The organism is Cellulosimicrobium sp. CUA-896 (genome assembly GCF_001942335.1).
Lineage (GTDB): Bacteria > Actinomycetota > Actinomycetes > Actinomycetales > Cellulomonadaceae > Cellulosimicrobium.
The window spans coordinates 1-15,191 of record NZ_MKKH01000048.1 but is presented as its reverse complement, the minus strand read 5'-3'; the positions used below and the strand labels follow the sequence as shown (position 1 = coordinate 15,191).

General features: G+C 75.8%; 12 protein-coding genes, 1 tRNA gene and 4 pseudogenes. 9 read left to right on the top strand and 8 right to left on the bottom strand.

Going from position 1 to position 15,191, the window contains the following annotated elements:
• Positions 1-206 precede the first annotated feature (206 nt).
• The 3 genes from BJF88_RS14110 to BJF88_RS14100 all read left to right on the top strand — a co-directional run bounded on the left by BJF88_RS14110 (position 207) and on the right by BJF88_RS14100 (position 2,095).
• The gene (locus BJF88_RS14110) at positions 207-848 is read left to right on the top strand and encodes an alpha/beta family hydrolase (RefSeq protein WP_255372043.1); all 642 of its coding nucleotides are present in this window, start codon (positions 207-209) and stop codon (positions 846-848) included.
• A 154-nt stretch (positions 849-1,002) separates the two neighbouring features.
• Positions 1,003-1,809: a hypothetical protein gene (locus tag BJF88_RS19735; protein ID WP_075829277.1), complete on the top strand. Its 807-nt coding sequence runs from the start codon at positions 1,003-1,005 to the stop codon at positions 1,807-1,809.
• 61 nt (positions 1,810-1,870) lie between these two features.
• A complete protein-coding gene (locus BJF88_RS14100; RefSeq protein ID WP_139316088.1) occupies positions 1,871-2,095 on the top strand; it encodes a hypothetical protein in 225 nt (74 codons plus the stop codon).
• A gap of 57 nt (positions 2,096-2,152) precedes the next feature.
• Here the strand turns inward: BJF88_RS14100 and BJF88_RS14095 are convergent.
• From BJF88_RS14095 to BJF88_RS14085, 3 genes are all read right to left on the bottom strand, one after another.
• Positions 2,153-2,228, bottom strand: a tRNA-Thr gene (locus tag BJF88_RS14095).
• A 124-nt stretch (positions 2,229-2,352) separates the two neighbouring features.
• Positions 2,353-3,885: an alpha/beta hydrolase gene (locus tag BJF88_RS14090; protein WP_255372042.1), complete on the bottom strand. Its 1,533-nt coding sequence runs from the start codon at positions 3,883-3,885 to the stop codon at positions 2,353-2,355.
• An 82-nt stretch (positions 3,886-3,967) separates the two neighbouring features.
• Positions 3,968-4,612 (bottom strand): hypothetical protein, encoded by a 645-nt coding sequence (locus BJF88_RS14085; protein ID WP_139316087.1) that lies wholly within the window; start codon positions 4,610-4,612, stop codon positions 3,968-3,970.
• A 140-nt stretch (positions 4,613-4,752) separates the two neighbouring features.
• Between BJF88_RS14085 and BJF88_RS22360 the strand changes: the two are divergent.
• Both BJF88_RS22360 and BJF88_RS14075 read left to right on the top strand, forming a co-directional pair.
• Positions 4,753-5,963, top strand: a pseudogene (locus BJF88_RS22360) (low temperature requirement protein A).
• Between the two features lie 65 nt (positions 5,964-6,028).
• Positions 6,029-7,017: pseudogene (locus tag BJF88_RS14075) on the top strand (TIGR03557 family F420-dependent LLM class oxidoreductase).
• 61 nt (positions 7,018-7,078) lie between these two features.
• On the opposite strand, the pseudogene BJF88_RS14070 reads toward BJF88_RS14075, so the two are convergent.
• From BJF88_RS14070 to tmk, 3 genes and pseudogenes are all read right to left on the bottom strand, one after another.
• A pseudogene (locus BJF88_RS14070) lies at positions 7,079-8,214 on the bottom strand (DNA polymerase III subunit delta').
• Positions 8,211-8,339, bottom strand: a complete 129-nt coding sequence (locus BJF88_RS23805; RefSeq protein ID WP_369824627.1) for a hypothetical protein — start codon at positions 8,337-8,339, stop codon at positions 8,211-8,213. Before BJF88_RS23805 ends, BJF88_RS14070 begins: the two are co-directional and overlap by 4 nt.
• Positions 8,318-8,935: a dTMP kinase gene (gene tmk, locus BJF88_RS14065; RefSeq protein WP_369824626.1), complete on the bottom strand. Its 618-nt coding sequence runs from the start codon at positions 8,933-8,935 to the stop codon at positions 8,318-8,320. The genes BJF88_RS23805 and tmk overlap by 22 nt, the downstream gene beginning before the upstream one ends.
• Before the next feature lie 69 nt (positions 8,936-9,004).
• Between tmk and BJF88_RS14060 the strand changes: the two genes are divergently transcribed.
• Positions 9,005-9,694 (top strand): HAD family phosphatase, encoded by a 690-nt coding sequence (locus BJF88_RS14060; protein WP_075829274.1) that lies wholly within the window; start codon positions 9,005-9,007, stop codon positions 9,692-9,694.
• 21 nt (positions 9,695-9,715) lie between these two features.
• On the opposite strand, the gene BJF88_RS14055 is transcribed toward BJF88_RS14060, so the two are convergent.
• A complete protein-coding gene (locus BJF88_RS14055) occupies positions 9,716-10,192 on the bottom strand; it encodes a MarR family winged helix-turn-helix transcriptional regulator (protein ID WP_075829273.1) in 477 nt (158 codons plus the stop codon).
• A gap of 69 nt (positions 10,193-10,261) precedes the next feature.
• Between BJF88_RS14055 and BJF88_RS14050 the strand changes: the two genes are divergently transcribed.
• Positions 10,262-10,471: a hypothetical protein gene (locus BJF88_RS14050; RefSeq protein ID WP_075829272.1), complete on the top strand. Its 210-nt coding sequence runs from the start codon at positions 10,262-10,264 to the stop codon at positions 10,469-10,471.
• Between the two features lie 4 nt (positions 10,472-10,475).
• Here BJF88_RS14050 and BJF88_RS14045 read toward each other — a convergent pair whose 3' ends face one another.
• A complete protein-coding gene (locus tag BJF88_RS14045) occupies positions 10,476-11,540 on the bottom strand; it encodes a Gfo/Idh/MocA family protein (RefSeq protein WP_083649152.1) in 1,065 nt (354 codons plus the stop codon).
• Between the two features lie 63 nt (positions 11,541-11,603).
• Between BJF88_RS14045 and BJF88_RS14040 the strand changes: the two are divergent.
• Together BJF88_RS14040 and BJF88_RS14035 are read left to right on the top strand one after the other, a co-directional pair.
• Positions 11,604-12,394: pseudogene (locus BJF88_RS14040) on the top strand (ABC transporter ATP-binding protein).
• A complete protein-coding gene (locus BJF88_RS14035) occupies positions 12,391-15,111 on the top strand; it encodes an ABC transporter permease (RefSeq protein ID WP_075829271.1) in 2,721 nt (906 codons plus the stop codon). Before BJF88_RS14040 ends, BJF88_RS14035 begins: the two are co-directional and overlap by 4 nt.
• The last annotated feature ends 80 nt before the right edge of the window (positions 15,112-15,191 follow it).

The following is a 15,191-nucleotide window of genomic DNA, read 5'->3' as shown; positions in this document are numbered from 1 at the left end:
AGCGAGCTGCGCGACCCGGCGGCGACCCCGAGCGCGAACGCCCGGGGCACGATCGACCACCGGCTGCTCCGGCTGCTGGCGCTGCTGGCGTCCCTGCGCGGCATGGCGTCTCCTCGAGGTCGTGGACGGTCCGCCCGACGCTAGCCGAGGCGACCCGCGCACGCGCCCGGGAGCGCCCACCGCCGTCGTCCTGGGACACTGGCGGCGTGACCGGCCCCACCCGACCGCCGACCCCGCCCGCGACGACACCCGGCTCCGCGCGGCCGGTCGCGGGCGTGCTGCTCACGCCCGGGGCGGGCGCGAGCCGCGACCACCGCTCGCTCGTCGCGGTCGAGGAGGCGCTCGCGTCGCTGCCCGAGCCGGTGCCGGTGCGCCGCGTCGACTTCCCGTACCGGCTGGCGGGTCGGCGCATGCCGGACCGCCCGCCCGTCGCGGTCGCGCACGTGCGCGAGCAGGCGGAGGACCTCGCCGCCGAGCTGGGCACGACGACGGACCGCCTCGTCCTCGGAGGCCGGTCGTACGGCGGCCGCATGTGCTCGATGGCCGTCGCGGAGGAGCTGCCCGCGGCAGGTCTCGTGCTCATCAGCTACCCCCTGCACCCGCCCGGGAAGCCCGACCGGCTCCGGGTGGAGCACCTGCCCGACGTGCGCGTGCCGACCCTGGTGGTCCAGGGCCGCACGGACCCCTTCGCGACGCCCGCCGAGCTGACCGAGCACCTCGCGGCGCTCCCCGGCCCGGTGACGCGCGTCGAGCTGCCCGGCGCGCACGACCTCAAGGGCCAGGACGCCGCCGTGTGCGACGCGCTCGTCGCGTGGCTGGGCGGGCTCGGAGCGCCGGGCGCCGGCTGACACCCCGGGGCCGCCTCCCCGTCGCGTCGTGCGGCGGTCCGCCCGGGGAGCTCGTCGACCTGCACGGGGCGAACGTGTCGGAACAGCCCGTTCCGCGCAAGCCCGACGCTGCGTACGATGTGCCGCGACCTGGACGAACGCCCCGGAGGTGCCCATGCGCGCACGAGACCGCGTCGCTGCGACGGTGCCGGCCGCGGCCGTCGCGCTCGCCGGGCTCGCCGCGCTCGCGGCGCTCGCGGCGCCGGCCGTCGCCGCGGACCGCGACCGCGGCGGCGAGCTCACCGTCACCCCGGACCGGGTCTCGTTCGACGCCTCGAGGCTCGACGGCGACGGCAGCGGCTGGATGAGCTACGCCGTCACGGCGCTCGACGGGTCCCACGCCGCGTTCCTGGGCGACCGGTACTCGTCACGGGAGGCCGCGGACGGCCACCTGGACCTCGACGTCCCCCGGCGCGGCGCGTACCGCGACGGGTGGTGCGTGACGTGGGTCCACGTCACAGGGCTCGACGACCAGTTCGCCGGCTGGGCGGGCGACGCGCCCGCGTGCACGTCACCGGCCCCGCAGCCGTCGTCCAGCCCTCCGCCGACCACGGCGCCCGCCTCCGACGCACCGACGGCACCCGCCGCGCCGCCGGCCCCCGACCCGCCGCCCTCCCCGGCCACGGCGTCCCCCGCTCCGACGGCGGACGCCGCGGAACCCGAGCCCGAGCCGACGCCCACTCCCCCGCCCACACCCACGCCGGAACCGACGTCCACCGCGACACCGGCCCCGACGACGTCCGCACCGAGCGCGGCGCCGGCTCGGCCGGAGCCGGCGCGCACGCCCCTCGCCGCCGCGGCCGAGCGCGGCGCCCCACCGCCACCGGACGCGTCGTTCCCCGTGCTCGCGGTCGCGGGCGTCGGCGGCCTGCTCGCCGCCGCGGCGGGCGGCGTGATCCTGCTGCTGCGCCGGGCTCCGTGACCCCAGCCCGCTCGTCGCCGCCGTCTCGCGCGCCGGTGCACCGCCGTGGCAGGGTGCGGTCATGACGTGGACAGCACGGTTCGTGGGCGGGACCCTCGACGGCCAGGTGACACAGCTCGACGACGACGCCCTCGACTGGTCGGGGCACTACGTGCACGGCCCGGACGAGGGCGCGCCCACGACGCACATCCTCACGCAGGCGGACCGCCCCCGGCACGCCGAGCGCTACGAGCGGCGCCCGGCGCGTGACGCGGACACCGACTACCTCCTGGTCCTCGTGCCCTGACCGGTGCACGACCTCCGGCACGACGAAGGCCCAAAACCGTGAGGTCCGGGCCTTCCGTGGAGCCGCCTGTCGGAATCGAACCGACGACCTATTCATTACGAGTGAATCGCTCTGCCGACTGAGCTAAGGCGGCGTGCTGCGTCCCGGACCGTCCAGCGAACCGGTGGCAACGAGCGCCTACTGTACCCGGCGTTGGGCCCAGACTCCAAAGCGGCCGGATCCCGCGGATCGCGGCTCGTCCGGGCGCGGTCGCCGGGTCAGCAGACGAGCCCGTCCTCGGGCACGGTGCCCTCGACGAGGTAGGCGTCCACGGCGTCGCCGACGCACGCGTTCGACCGGCCGTACGCCGTGTGGCCCTCCCCCTCGAACGTGACGAGCACGCCGGAGTCGAGCGTCTTCGCGAGCCCCTCCGCCCAGACGTAGGGCGTCGCGGGGTCGTTCGTCGTCCCGATGACGACGATGGGCGCCGCACCCGACGCGTGCACGTCGAACTCCTGCTCGACCTCCGGGTAGGGCCAGTCCACGCACGTGAGGCCGCCGTACGCGAAGAACGACCCCATGGTCGGCGCCTGCGCCTCGAGGCGCTCGCGCTGGGCCTCCATCGCCGCCGGGTCCGGGTCCTGCCGGTCGTCGAGGCAGTTGACGGCGCGGAACGCCTCGGTCGAGTTCGTGGCGAACGAGCCGTCGGGGTTGCGGTCGTTGTAGACGTCGGCGAGGTACAGGAGCATCGTGCCGCTCCCCTCCTGCAGCGCCTCGGTGAGGGCCTGCGTGAGCGCCGGCCAGCTGAGGTCGTTGTAGAGCGTCACGGCGATGCCGTAGAACGCGAGCGTCTGCGTGACGCGGCGGTCCGACGTCGTGGGCAGGGGGTCCTGCTTGGCGCGGTCGAGCAGCGCGCGCACCTGGCGCATGCCCTCGTCCACGTCGCCCCGGAGCGGGCACGACGGCCCCGCCTGGCAGTCGGCGACGTAGGCGCGCAGCGCGTTCTCGAAGCCGACCGCCTGCTGCTCGGAGACCTCGTCCTGCGTGAGGGTCGTGTCGATCGCGCCGTCGAGCACGAGGCGACCGACCCGGTCCGGGAACAGCCCCGCGTACGTCGCGCCCAGCTGGGAGCCGTAGGAGTACCCCAGGTACGCCAGCGTGTCGTCGCCCAGGACGGCGCGCAGCATGTCCATGTCGCGGGCCGCGCTCTGCGTGTCGACCTCGCCGAGCAGCGCGCCGGTGTTCTCCTCGCAGGCCTCGGCCCACGCCGCGAGCTCGGCCGCCATCGCCTCGCGGCCGGCGGCGTCGTCCGCGAAGTCCCGGGACAGCGACTCGTCCTTGCGCTCGTCGTCGAAGCACACGACCGCGCTCGAGGACCCGACGCCGCGGGGGTCGAACCCGACGAGGTCGTACGCCTCCTTGACCGGCTCGCCGATCATCGAGGCGGCGTCGCCGACGAAGTCGACGCCCGAGGCGCCCGGGCCGCCCGGGTTGGTCAGCAGCGAGCCGATCCGCTCACCGCTCGCGGGGAGCCGCTTGAGCGCGAGCTCGATGTCCCCGGAGTCCGGGTCGTCCCACGACAGCGGGGCGCGCGCCGTGGCGCACTCCCACCCGGACCCGCAGTCCTCCCACGCGAGGGACTGGCCGTAGAACTCCTCGAACCCCTCCGGGCCCTGCTCACCGGTGCCCTGCGAGGTGCCCGACGCGGCGGCCTCGTCCGCCGGGGTCTGCGTCTTCGGCCCGACGGAGCACGCCCCGAGGACGAGAGCGAGCGTCAGGAACGTGGCGCAGAGGCGGGCGCGGAGGGTCACCCGCACACGGTAGCCGCTCGCCGCGGGCACGGACCGGCGCGCCGACCGTCGCGGAGCCTCCTTTCACGCGCTCTTCACCGCGTCAGGGCTGCTCCACCCACACCGCCGGGCCCGTGCTGCCGGCGGTGGCGGGCGGCACGAGCACGGTGCCCCGGTCGCCCAGGACGACCCGCACCTCGGCCGCCGGGTCCACCTCGGCCGGGACGCCGACGACCGACGTCGCCGGGACGAAGTCCATCGTGCACGCGACGTCCTGCGGGATGTCCACGAACGTCACGACCGCCTCGCCGCCCCGGACGGACGCGTCCGGCTCGGCGACGAGCGGACACCCGCTCGAGCCGTACGTGACGACGTACAGCAAGCCGGGCTCGGCGCTCCACGCGGCCCCCGTGCCGCCGTCGACGGGGCCGTCGACACCGGGCGGCAGGCCGCGCCCGTGCGCCCCGGGCTCCAGCGGCATGCCCGCGGCGTCGGGCGCCAGGGTCGGCACGCCGCTCGCGCCGCCGTCACCGCCCTCGCCGTCGCCGTCGCCGTCGCCGCCGCCCGGCGTCTCCCACGTCGGGCCGTCGGTGGGCTCCGGCGACTCCTCGGGAGCGGACGTCGTGGCGTCGCCGGACGTGCCGCCGCCCTCGGTGGGCGAGGCGCACGCGGCGAGCGCGAGGACGGCGAGCGCCACCCCGGCGCCGATCGCCGTCACCGGTCGAGGACTGCGTCGGGCTCGGGTCATGGGGTGTCTCCTCGTCCGTGGGCGTCGGGTCGCGCGTCGACGTGGTGCGCCGGGACGCGTCCTGCGCCCCGCCTCCATCTTCGCGCACCGCCGCCCGGGGCGCGGCGCGGCCCGGGCCGGACGGTGGCACGATCTCTGGCATGAGCGACGGCCCCGCGCCCCGTCCGCCCGCGCGAGGACTCGGGCTCCGCACGGACCTGCGCCGGCACGGCGACGGCGGCGACGCGAGCCGGGTCGGCTACGTCGAGCTGTTCTTCGACCTCGTGTTCGTGTTCGCGGTCACGCAGCTGTCCCACCTGCTCATCGCGCACCCCGGCGCCGAGGCCCTGGCCCACACCCTGGTGCTCGGCCTCGCGGTGTGGTGGGTCTGGGTCGACACGATGTGGGTGACGAACTGGCTCGACCCGGAGCGCGGGGCGGTTCGCGCGATGCTCGTCGTCCTCATGCTCCTCGGCCTCGTGCTCGCCAGCGCGATCCCGGAGGCCTTCGGGGACAAGGGGCTGCTCTTCGCCGTCTGCCTGGTCACCATGCAGGTGGGCCGGAGCCTGTTCACGGGCCTGGCCCTGGCGCGCCACTGGCCGGAGAACGCGCTGAACTTCGTCCGGATCTCCGTCTGGCTCTCCGTCTCGGGCGCGGTGTGGATCACCGGGGCGCTCGTGGACGAGCACCGGCTCGCGGTGTGGGCCCTCGCCGCGGCGATCGACGTCGCCGGGCCGCGCGCCATGTTCTGGGTGCCCGGCATCGGGGCGTCCCGGGCGCACACCTGGGTGGTCCGCGGCGAGCACATGGCCGAGCGCATCAGCCTCTTCGTCATCATCTGCCTCGGCGAGTCCATCATCCTTACGGGCGCGCGTTCGCGGAGATCCCCCTGGACGCGACGACGCTGTCGGCGTTCGGGGCGGCGTTCGCGAGCACCGTCCTCATGTGGCTGCTGTTCTTCGACCGCTCCGAGCGGCGCGCGACGGCATACTTCACGTCGCGCGCCGAGACGGGCATGGTCGCGCAGACCGCGTACACGTACGTGCCGTTCGTCATCGTCACCGGGATCGTGCTCACCGCCGTGGCCGACGAGCTGGTCCTGCTCCACCCGCTCGGGCACGACGGCCACGCCGACGGGTGGACGGCCGGTCTGGTGTGCGGCGCGGCGGCGACCTACCTCGTCGGCAACGCGCTGTTCCGGCGTGCGACGGGCGGGCGCTGGTCGGTCCCCCACCTCGCGGGTGCCGCCGTGTCGGTGGCGCTCGTCGTCGCGCACCCCTACGTCACGCCGCTCGCGCTGAGCTGGGGTTCGGACGCCGTGCTGCTGGGCGTGTTCGCGGGGGACGTGCTGGCGGCGCGCCGCGCGCCGTAGGACCCGGGGGGACCCGGGGTGCGCGCGGAGGTGCGGGTGCCCTCGCCCCGCCCCACGATCGACGCATGACTCGATTCGGCTACACCCTCATGACCGAGCAGTCCGGCCCCAAGGGGCTCGTGCACTACGCCGTCGAGGCCGAGCGCGTCGGCTCGACTTCGAGGTGTCGAGCGACCACTACTTCCCCTGGCTCGACAGCCAGGGCCACTCGCCGTACGCGTGGTCGATGCTCGGTGCCGTGGCGCACGCGACCGAGCGCGTCGACCTCATGACGTACGTGACGTGCCCGAGCGTGCGCTACCACCCGGCGCTCGTCGCGCAGAAGGCCGCGACGCTCGGGCTCCTGTCGGACGGACGGTTCACGCTCGGGCTCGGCGCCGGCGAGAACCTCAACGAGCACGTCGTCGGCAAGCGCTGGCCCGCGGTCGACGAGCGGCACGAGATGCTCACCGAGGCGGTCGACATCATCACGGAGCTGTCCACCGGCGACTTCCTCACGTACGTGGGCCACCACTTCCGCGTGGACTCCGCGCGCCTGTGGGACGTACCCGACGAGCCGGTGAAGATCGGCGTCGCGATCTCCGGCGAGCAGTCCGTGGGACAGTTCGCCACCGTCGCCGACCACCTCATCACGACCGAGCCGAAGGCGGAGCTCCTCCAGCAGTGGGACGCGCTGCGCTCCGAGGCGTCGCTCGAGCCGTCGCGCAAGATCGGGCAGATCCCCATCTCGTGGGACCCCGACCCCGACGCCGCCGTGCAGCGCGCGCACGACCAGTTCCGCTGGTTCGGGCTCGGCTGGCCGGTCAACGCGAACCTGCCGACCACGGAGTCGTTCCGGAACGCGAGCTCGTTCGTGCGCCCGGAGGACGTGGCGCAGTCCATCCCGTGCGGACCGGACCTCGACGCCATCGTCGAGGCCGTGTCGGCGTACTGGGAGGCCGGCTTCACGGACATCGCCCTCGTCCAGATCGGCGACGAGAAGCAGCAGCAATTCCTCGACGAGGCCGCCGGCCCGCTCCTGGAGAAGCTGCGCGCGGCGGCCCCCGCCGACTGAGCGCCGCCCTGGTATCCCGGGGCCGGCGGCCGGGCCGTCGGCCCCGGGGGCCGCAGCGCGGTCAGCCCTGGGGGCGCAGCGCGATCGCCATCGCCTCGACCGCGAGGAGCGGCGCGACGTTGCCCTCGAGCCGCTCGCGCGCGACCCCGATCGCGTCCATGCGGCGCACGGTCTGCTCGGGCGTCGAGTCCTCGGCGAGCGTGCGCACCGCCTCCGCGAGCCCGGTGTTGACGAGCTCGACGTCCGCGCCGAGCTGCACGACGAGCACGTCGCGGTAGAGCGAGAGCAGGTCCACCATCGCGCGGTCGAGGACGTCGCGCTGGTGCCGGGTCGCGCGCCGCTTCTGGTCCGCCTCGAGGTCGCGCAGCTGCGAGCGCAGGCGCGGCGGGAGGGTCTCGCCGTCGGCCACGCCCAGGGCGCGCAGCAGCTCGGCCTTCTCCGTCGCGTCGCGCTCCTGCGTCGCGGACTTCGCCTCGGCCTGCGCGAGGTCGACGAGCTCGCCCGCGGCGAGCACCGCGTCGCCCACGCCGCGGATGCGGCGCGCGAGCGAGAGGACCGAGGTGCGCCGGTCGCGCGCACCCGTGTCCCGCGCGAGCCGGCGCGCGAGGCCGATGTGGCTCTGCGCCGCGCGGGCGCTCGCCTCGGCGACCGCCGGGTCCGCGCCGTCGCGCTCCACGAGCAGGCGGGCGACCGCCTCGACCGGCGGGACGCGCAGCACGACCCCGCGGCACCGGGACCGGATGGTGACGAGCACGTCCTGCGGGCTCGGCGCGCACAGGATCCAGACCGTGTGCGGAGCGGGCTCCTCGATCGCCTTGAGGAGCACGTTCGTCGTGCGCTCGACCATGCGGTCGGCGTCCTCGACGACGATGACCCGGCGCCGGCCCTGCGAGGGGCTGCGGCTGGCGACCGTGAGCAGCTCGCGCACCTCGTCGATCTTGATCGTGACGAGCTCGGTCGCCACGAGCGTGACGTCCGGGTGCGTCCCGGCGAGCACCGTGCGGCACGCCTGGCAGTGCCCGCAGCCGCCCTGCGGGCACTGCAGCGCCGCGGCGAACGCGCGCGCGCGTTGGAGCGGCCCGAGCCCGGCGGCCCGGTGATCAGCCACGCGTGGGTCATCGCGGCCGGGTCGACGGCGGCGGCGCTCAGCGTCGCGACGGCCTGCTCCTGCCCGACGACGTCGTCCCAGACGCTCATGCCCCGCCCGTGCCCGGCACGTAGCCGATCGCGCTGTCGGAGTCGTCGAACCCGTCGTCCGGCTCCGCCTCCCGCGTGTCCTCGGCCTCCTCGACCACCGGCGTCAGCTCGAGCCGCGCTGCCACGTCGACGCGGATCTGCGCCTGCAGGTCGTCCACCGGTGCGCTCGCGTCGAGCACGAGCCACCGCTCCGGCGCGCGGCGGCGCGGGCGAGGAACGCCTCGCGCGTGCGCCGGTGGAACTCGACGCCCGCACGCTCGAGCCGGTCGTGCTCGCGCCGGATGCGGCGCGCGGCCTCCGCCGGGTCGAGGTCGAGGAGGACCGTCACGTCGGGCATGAGGTCCTGGACCGCCCAGCGGGAGATCAGCTCGACCTCGTCCGCGCCGAGCTCGCGACCGCCCGCCTGGTAGGCGACGGACGAGTCGAGGTAGCGGTCCGTCACGACGATCGCCCCGCGCGCGAGCGCCGGCCGCACGACGGTCGCGACGTGGTGCGCGCGGTCCGCCGCGTAGATCAGGGCCTCGGTGCGCGCGTCCATGTCCTCGCCGTGGAGCACGGCGGCCCGCAGCTCCTGGCCGAGTGCGGTGCCGCCCGGCTCGCGCGTCAGCACGACCTCGCGGCCGGTGAGCTCGCCCAGCCACTGCCCGAGGAGACGCGCCTGCGTCGACTTGCCGACGCCGTCGCCGCCCTCGAACGAGAGGAAGTACCCGGGTGCGTTCACGGCCCCCACCCTAGCCGCGGCGTCGGACACCCCGCGGGCGTCCCGGGCCAGCGGGTTAGCCTCGGGACCATGCCCGCCCTCCCCGGCCCCGGCCGCGCCTTCGCCGACCGCACGTTCGACGCCGTCCTGTTCGACATGGACGGCACGCTCATCGACTCCGTCCCCGCGGTCGACCGGAGCTGGCGGCGCTGGGCCGCGGAGCAGGGCCTGCCGGACGCCGACGACTTCCGGATCCAGCACGGCACGCCGGCGCGCTCGCTCATCGCACGCCTGCTGCCCGCCGACCGTGTCGACGCCGCGTACGAGCGCATCCAGGAGCTCGAGCTGGTCGACAACGAGGGCGTGACGATGCTCGCCGGTACGTCCGACGCGCTCGCGGCGCTCCCCGCCGCACGCCAGGCGATCGTCACGTCGTGCACCCGGCCGCTCGCCGAGGCACGCATGGCGGCGTCCGGCCTGCGGCCGCGCTCGGTCGTCGTCACGGCCGACGACGTCGAGCACGGCAAGCCCGCCCCCGACCCGTTCCTGCTCGGCGCCGAGCGGCTCGGCGTCGACCCCGCGCGCTGCCTCGTCGTCGAGGACGCCCCGGCGGGCGTCGCGTCCGCCCGTGCCGCGGGCTGCGCCGTCCTCGCCGTGACGGGGACCCACAGCGCCGTCGAGCTCGGCGCCGCCTCCCCCGCGCCCGACGCCGTGGCCGCCGGCCTCGGCGCGGTGCGCTTCGTCGTCGGGCCGGACGGGGTGCGCGTCACCGACGCCTGAGCCCGCCCACCGCGGGGTCCGTCAGACCACGCCGGCCCGCACGGCCGCCGCGACGACCTTCGACGCCGCGGCGTGCACCTCGGCGAGCTCGTCGAGCGTCAGGCCCGTCGCGGCGACGACCGCCGGCGGGATGCCCTCGGCGTCGCGGCGCCGCTCCCGGCCCGCGTCGGTCAGGGTCACGCGCACCTGCCGCCCGTCCTGCGGCGAGCGGGTCCGCGCGACGTAGCCGAGCGACTCGAGCCGCTTGAGCAGCGGCGACAGCGTCCCCGGGTCGAGGTGCAGCCGCTCCGCGAGCGCGGTCACCGTCGTCGTGGTGCCCGCGGCGTCGTCCTGCCACAGCGCCAGCAGCACCAGGTACTGCGGGTGCGTGACGCCCAGCGGCTCGAGCAGCGGCCGGTAGAGCGCGACCATGCCGCGCGCCCCGGCCGAGAGGGCGAAGCAGACCTGCGCCTCGAGGGCCAGCGGGTCGGGTGCGACGTCGGTGCGGGGGTCGGTCACCTCGCCAGGGTAGACCCGGCGGGGCTATCGTGTGGTGGTCCAACCTTTGGTGCACCAAGAAAGGCCGCCATGGCGACGAAGAAGGACCCGCGCTCGTTCGGCATGCGCATCACCGAGGCGTTCCTGCCGTTCTTCGGCCCGGCCCAGCTCGGTCGGCAGGACGCCGACGGCCGCGGCGTCTCGGACGCCGAGCGCGGGCGCGAGCGGGAGCTGCGCACACGCTTCGAGCGGGTGACCGGGCCGGACGGGCGCACCTACGTCGTCGAGCACACCGACTGACGCGTCACTCGCCCGGGTAGACGACCCCGACCTGACGGCGCACCTCGTCGAGCGTGCGCATCACCTCGAGCGTGCCGTCCCACGACATGCGCGGGCTCTGCGTCTCGCCGGCGACGACGCGGCGCGCGACCTCGGCCGCCTGGTACTGCTTGCCCTCGCCGCGGAAACCGTCGTAGGTCCACGACGCGCCGTCGTCGCGGACCACGCGGAACGACGTCGGCCCGTAGAACGCCCCCGCGACCTCGATCCGCCCCGCGGTCCCGTTCACCACGGCCGTCGTCGCGGTGCGCGACCACAGGGTCGTCGACAGCGTCGCCTGGACCTGGGACCCGTACGACAGCACGATGCTCGTCTGCCCGTCCACGCCCGTCTCCGTGAGCGCGCCGACGGCGGTCACCGCGTCCGGGGCGCCCAGCAGGTCGTGGGCGAACGAGACCGGGTACACGCCCAGGTCGAGCAGGGCCCCGCCCGCGAGGCCGGGCGCGTACAGGCGGTGCTCCGGGGCGTACGGGAAGAACTGCCCGTGGTCGGCGGTGACGTTGACGACGTCGCCGATCTCGCCGCGCGCGACCACGCCGCGGAGCGCGGCGACGTGCGGGAGGAACCGCGTCCACATCGCCTCCATGACGAACACGCCGGCCTCGCGCGCGGCGTCGAGCACCTCGCGCGCCTCGGCCTCGTTGCGCGTGAACGCCTTCTCGACCAGCACGTGCTTGCCCGCGCGGATCGCGAGCAGCGCGTGCTCGTGGTGGTGCGAGTGGGGTGTCGCGACGTACACCACGTCCACCTGCGGGTCCTCGACGAGCGCCTCGTAGCCTTCGTGCGTCGTCGGCACGCCGTGCGCCGTCGCGAACCGCTCGGCCTTGACGCGGTCGCGCGAGCCGACCGCGGCGACGCGTGCCTGCGTGTGCTGACGCACCGCCTCCGCGAACGACGACGCGATGCCGCCCGCGCCGAGCACGCCCCAGCGCACCGGCGGCGCCGAGCGGGGGGCGGGCACGACGCCCGTGACGTCGGCGGGCAGGTCGGCCACGGGCCGGAGGACGTGGTACGGGGCGGCGGCGCTCATGGGCCACACCGTAGCGGGCACGCGGGGTGATGCGCCGCGGGCGTCCGCGCGCCACCATGAGGCATGACGACGCCCGCGTCCTCGTCCTCGTCCGCGGCACCCGCCCCGCCGGGAGCGGCCCCCGAGCCGCGGGCGAGCGCCCGGGGCCTGGTCAAGGTGTACGGGTCGGGCCCGACGGCGGTCCGCGCGCTCGACGGCGTCGACGTCGACTTCGCGCGCGGCCGGCTCACGGCGATCATGGGCCCGTCCGGCTCCGGCAAGTCGACGCTCATGCACTGCATGGCCGGGCTCGACTCGCCCACGTCGGGCAGCGTCGTCGTGGACGGGCGCGAGATCAGCCGGATGTCCCAGCGGCGCCTGACCGCGCTGCGCCGGACGCGGGTCGGCTTCGTCTTCCAGTCGTACAACCTCGTGCCGACGCTCACCGCCGCCGAAAACATCACGCTGCCGCTCGACATCGCGCGCACGCGCGTGGACCGAGCTGGTTCGACGAGGTGGTCGACGCCGTCGGGCTGCGCGACCGGCTGCACCACCGCCCGTCCGAGCTGTCGGGCGGGCAGCAGCAGCGCGTCGCGTGCGCCCGTGCGCTCGTGTCGCGACCGTCCGTCGTCTTCGCGGACGAGCCCACGGGCAACCTCGACTCGCGCTCGGCCGGCGAGGTCCTGGGCTTCCTGCGCCGGTCGGTCGACGAGCTCGACCAGACGGTCGTCATGGTCACGCACGACCCGCGCGCGGCGTCGTTCGCGCACCGCGTCGTCTTCCTCGCCGACGGCCGGCTCGCGGGCGAGCTGCACGACCCCTCGCAGCAGGACATCCTCGACGCCCTCGCCGCCGCCGCGGGCGACGCCCCATGATCCGCGTCGCGCTGCGGGGCGTGCGGGCCCACCTCGTGCGATTCGTGCTCTCCGTGCTCGCCGTCACGCTCGGCGTGGCGTTCGTCGTCGGCACCTTCGCGTTCCGCGCCATGCTCTCCTCGACCTTCGACGACATCATCGCGACCACGCTCGTCGCCGACGTCTACGTGCGCGGCGCGCAGGAGGTCGCCGGCGCCCCGCCGCAGGAGGGCGGGGGCGGCGGCGGTGCGCCCGGGACCGGGTTCGGACCGGAGCGCACCCTCGTCCCGGCCGACCTCGCCGGCACGATCGAGGAGGTCGACGGCATCGACCGCGCCGTGCCGGACGTCTCCGGCCCGGCCGTGCTCGTCGGGGCCGACGGGACCGCCGTCGTGACCAGCGGCCCGCCGAGCGTGGCGCTCGCGGTCGACCCGCAGGACCCCAGCCTGACCCTCGCCACGGGCGCCTGGCCCGGTCCGGGCCAGATCGCGCTGGAGCGCAGCGCCGCCGAGCTCGCGGAGCTCGGCACGGGCGACAGCACGACCGTCGTGCTCGGTGACGAGCCGCGGCCCGTCACCGTGTCGGGCGTGTTCGAGATCGAGGCCGCGGCCGCCGGCGCGATCCTCGTCGGGATCGACGACGCCACCGCACGGGAGGCCTACGCGCCCGACGGCCAGGTCGCCCAGATCGCGGTCTGGGCCGACCCGGACGGGGCCGGAGCGGGCTCGGCGTCCGAGGACGCGCTCGCCGAGCGCGTCTCCGCCGTGCTGCCCGCGGGCGCCGAGGCCGTGACCGGCACGCAGGCGCGCGCGGAGGCGAGCGAGGCCGTCGAGGAGGTCCTGGGGTTCGTCGAGACGTTCCTGCTCGTGTTCGCCGCGATCGCGCTGTTCGTCGGCGCGTTCATCATCGCGAACACGTTCCAGATGTCGGTGCGCGAGCGGCTGCGCGAGCTCGCCCTCCTGCGTGCGCTGGGCGCCTCCCCCGGTCAGGTGTTCGCGTCCGTGCTCACGCAGGCCTTCCTCGTCGGACTCGTGGGCGGTGGGCTCGGCGTGCTGGCCGGCGCGGGCCTCGTCCGCGTCATCCGCTGGGGCCTGGCCGCCGCGAGCTTCGAGTTCTCGGGCCGCGCACCGCTCGGCGCGACGCAGGTGCTCACGGCCGTCGGGCTCGGCGCCGCCGTCAGCGTGCTCGCGGCGGTGCTCCCCGCGCGCCGCGCCGCCGCGATCCCGCCCGTTCAGGCCATGCGCGACGACGTCGCCCCCGAGCGCGGCACGCGCACCCGCGCGGTGGTCGGGGTCGTGCTCGTGGCCGCCGGGGCGGCCGTCCTGTGGCTCGCGTCCACGCTCGGGGCGTCGGTCGCCGAGGAGCCGACCGGCTGGACGTGGCTCGACGACCTCAGCCCCCGGGTGCTCCTCGGCGTCGGCGCAGGACTCGTGCTCGTCGGGGTCCTCGTGGGCTCGCCGGCGATCGCCCGCCCCGTGCTGACCGTCCTCGCGGCGCCGCTCGTCGCCGCCCTGCGCCCGCTCGGCCGGCTCGCGCGCGGCAACGTCACGCGCAACCCGCGCCGCACCGCGAGCACGGCCGGCGCCCTGCTCATCGGCATGGCGCTCGTCTCGGTCACCGGCGTCATCGCCGCCTCCACGCAGGCGTCCGTGCGCAGCATCGTCGAGACCGAGGTCCGCGCCGACCTCGTCGTGGACTCCGCCACCTGGACCGTCCCCGGCGGCGCGGTGGACGCCGTGCGCGCCGTGCCCGGGGCGCGGACCGTGGACACGGTCCGGCTCGGGCTCGCGCCCGCGGCCGCGCTCGACGGCGGCGGCACCGCGCAGGGGGACGCGGACGCCCGCGACGGAGCCGCGGAGCAGGCGCGCGGCACCGACGTCGCCGGCGTGCCAGCGCGCTTCTTCGAGACGGCGCTCGACCCCGTCGCGCTCGCCGGGGACCCGACGTCGACGCTCGAGGACGGGGACGTCGTCGTGCACCGGCGGACCGCGCGCGAGCGCGGCTGGGAGGTCGGCGACACCCTGCTCCTCGGCGGCCGGACCGGCGCCGAGGCCGGTGCGGGAGGAGGCGCGGGCACCCAGGTCGAGGTCGAGGTGGGCGCGATCATCGACAGCCAGCTCGTGGGGACCGGGATCCTCGTGCGCGACGATGTGTTCGACGCGGTCGTGCCCGCTGCGCAGGCGAGCGTACGGATCGTGTACGTGAGCGCCGACGACGGCGCCGACGCGGAGCAGCTAGCCACGCTGCGGTCCGGCCTCACGGAGGCCGTCGCCCCCTACCTCGTGCTGACCGTCCTCGACCGCGAGCAGACCGCGTCGGCCTTCGCCGAGCAGGTCGACCAGGTGCTCGTCATCCTCTACGCGCTGCTCGCGCTGTCGATCGTCATCGCGCTGCTCGGCATCGTCAACACGCTCGCGCTGTCCGTCATCGAGCGCACGCGCGAGATCGGGCTGCTGCGCGCCGTCGGGCTCGGACGCCTCCAGCTCGCCGGGATCATCGCGGTCGAGGCGGTGCTCACCGCGGTCTACGGGACGGTGCTCGGCGTCGCGACGGGCATCGGCATCGGCGCCGCGCTGCCCGGCGTGCTCGCCGACGAAGGGCTCAGCACGCTCGCCGTGCCGTGGGGTCAGGTGCTCGCGATCCTCGGCGCGGCCGTCGTCATCGGGCTCGTCGCGTCGGTGTGGCCCGCGGTGCGCGCCACCCGCCTGCCCGTGCTCGAGGCGGTCACGGTCGACTGAGGCCGCGGTCCGGCTCTCGCGAGGCGCGATCTTCCCGCGAGGTAGAACCGCAGGTCGCGAGGTAGAGCTCGTGGAGCTCT